Source organism: Burkholderia sp. Tr-862 (genome assembly GCF_011753085.1).
Taxonomy (GTDB): Bacteria; Pseudomonadota; Gammaproteobacteria; order Burkholderiales; family Burkholderiaceae; genus Burkholderia; species Burkholderia ambifaria.
Genome location: NZ_VWWG01000332.1, coordinates 1 through 2257, shown reverse-complemented (window position 1 = coordinate 2257; position 2257 = coordinate 1). Strand labels below are relative to the sequence as shown.

General features: G+C 72.0%; 2 protein-coding genes and 1 pseudogene. 2 read left to right on the top strand and 1 reads right to left on the bottom strand.

Annotation, left to right across the window (positions count from 1 at the left end; translation table 11 throughout):
- Positions 1–164 precede the first annotated feature (164 nt).
- Complete coding sequence (locus tag F3J14_RS34550; protein WP_166726707.1) at positions 165–686, top strand: phospholipase D-like domain-containing protein; 522 nt, start codon at positions 165–167, stop codon at positions 684–686.
- Between the two features lie 190 nt (positions 687–876).
- Positions 877–1545 carry a phosphoribosyltransferase family protein gene (locus F3J14_RS34545; protein WP_166726708.1) on the top strand — a complete coding sequence of 223 codons (669 nt, stop codon included), beginning with the start codon at positions 877–879 and terminating at the stop codon, positions 1543–1545.
- Here the strand turns inward: F3J14_RS34545 and F3J14_RS34540 are convergent.
- A pseudogene (locus tag F3J14_RS34540) lies at positions 1532–2257 on the bottom strand (polyhydroxyalkanoate depolymerase); the annotation flags it as partial. The gene F3J14_RS34545 and the pseudogene F3J14_RS34540 overlap by 14 nt on opposite strands.

The window sequence follows — 2257 nt, the reverse complement described above, 5'->3', positions numbered from 1 at the left end:
GTCGCGGCCGGCTGACCGGCAGCGCGCGAGCGGCCCGCAAGCGCCCCGGCAAGGCGGCGCAGCGATTCGGGAACCGGTCCGTTCGAGGGCCATTCCGCGGCGGGTGTTGCGCCTGCGCAGCACCGTTTCAGCAGGCGCTTGCCACGCGCATTGGCGTCGCTACAATGGCGCCCGCCATGAGACCAGCCGCCTTCCTCCTCGCCGCGCTCGGCTGCGCGGCGAGCGCCCACGCCAGCCCGATTCCGTCCGACGCCGCCTCGGTCGGCACGTACTTTTCGTATGACAATGCGGCGGCCGACGCGACTGTCGACCTGATCGAGCAAGCGCAGCGCCGCGTGCTGCTGGCCGGCTATGCGTATGTGCCGCCCGCGGTCGCGGCCGCGCTGCGTACGGCGCGCTCGCGCGGGATCGAAGTGCGGGTCGTGCTGGTGCGTTCGTCGCGTGCAGGCAAGTACAGCGGCGCAGGCTATCTGAAATCGGCCGGCATCGATGTCGCGATCGACTCGCGACAGGGCGATCCGGCACCGCGCTTCGTGATCGTCGACGACAGCGTCGCGCTGACGACGCTGTCCGACGACGCCGCCGCGCGCGCGGAAACGGTGAACGTGTTCCAGCGCGCGCCGGAGCTCGCGCAGTCGTACGCGCAGTCGTTCTGGCGGCTGTACCGGCAGGCCGGCGGCCTCTGACCGGCGAACTGTCCGGCGCCCGCCTGGGCGAATTCCACTGTCCCTTTCCGCGCGGCAAGCCCCAGGCTGCAATCCGCATGCCATCCACGCCGGTGTGACCCCGCTTGCATCGGCGCGTCCGATGAACCATGCTCGTTGGACAGGCGCCGGCGCGGGTCTCGCGCATGCGGCGCAACGCAGGGAGCCGATCGTGACCGAGTGTTTTGCCGATCGCGCCGACGCGGGTCGCCGGCTTGCGCACGCGCTGCGCGACTATGCGGGGCGTCGCGACGTCGTCGTGCTCGCGCTGCCGCGCGGCGGCGTGCCGGTGGCATTCCAGATCGCGCAGGCGCTGCACGCGCCGCTCGACGTGCTGGTCGTGCGCAAGCTCGGCATGCCGTCCGATCCCGAATTCGCGATCGGTGCGATCGCGACCGGCGGGGCAATCCACCTGCAACACGCGGCGATTCGCTCGATGGGCGTGACCGATGGCCAGCTGGCCGAGGTGATCGCGCGCGAAACGGTCGAACTGGAGCGCCGCGACGCGCTGTATCGCGGCGGCCGGTCGCCGCTGCCGGTCGACGGCCGCATCGCGATCGTCGTCGACGACGGCGTCGCGACCGGCGCATCGATGCGCGTCGCGCTGCAGGCGCTGCGCGAGCGCCATCCCGCGCGCATCGTGGCCGCCGCACCGGTCGCGCCGGCCGGCGCGCGGCACGTGTTCGACGGTTTGGCCGACGCGTTCGTGACGGTGTCGCAGCCGTACCTTTTTTTCGGGATAAGCCAGTTCTACGCGCGTTTCGACCAGACCGGGGACGACGAGGTGCGTGCGCTGCTCGAGGCGTCCCGCGCGCAGGACGACGGCATCACGTCCGCCTGACCCGGCGCCGGCGCGAACGGGGGCGAGCGGCTTCGGCCTGCGCGAACACCCGCTGCAGCGCCGGATGGACGTCGCCGCGCCAGCGGTCGCCCGTGAACAGCCCGTAGTGATCGCAATCGTCGATATCGATACGATGGCGCTCGCCGGCCGCGAGGCCGCCGCACATGTCGAGTGCCGCATGCGTCTGGCCGGCGCCGGTGACGGCGTCGCAACTACCTTCCACCGTCAGCAGCAAAACGCCGCGCAGCGCGGCCGGCTCGACGCGCCGGCCGCCGACGTCCCACGTGCCGTTCGGGAGGCACATTCGCTGGAACACGACATCGACGGTATCGAGGAAGTATTCGGCCGGCATGTCGAGCAGCGCCGTGTATTCGCGCAGCGCGCGCCGCGCGTCCGTCAGCGCCGTCAGGTCGAAGCGCGACGCGGCGCGCGCGTAGTCCTCGATCAGCGCCAGGAAGCGCTGCGGATACAGCAGCGCGATTTCGCCTTGCTGAAGATAGGTCGGGAACACATGCCGGCCGCGGCCCGGGAAGCAGGGCGGCACGATGTCGATCAGGTGGCGGCGGCACCAAGTGAGCGAACGCGACGCGGCGGTCGTGCCGAGCGTGCTCGGGTTGACGCGCGCGTCGAGCGGCCCGCCGATCAGCGTGACGCTCGCGGGCGGTGCGAGGCCGCGCGCGGCGCGCAGCGCGAGGGCGCCGAGCGCGGGAAC

Excerpts from the sequence above, each read along its gene's own strand:
- F3J14_RS34550 (WP_166726707.1), top strand. The coding sequence starts at position 165 with ATGGCGCCCGCCATGAGACCAGCCGCCTTCCTCCTCGCCGCGCTCGGC.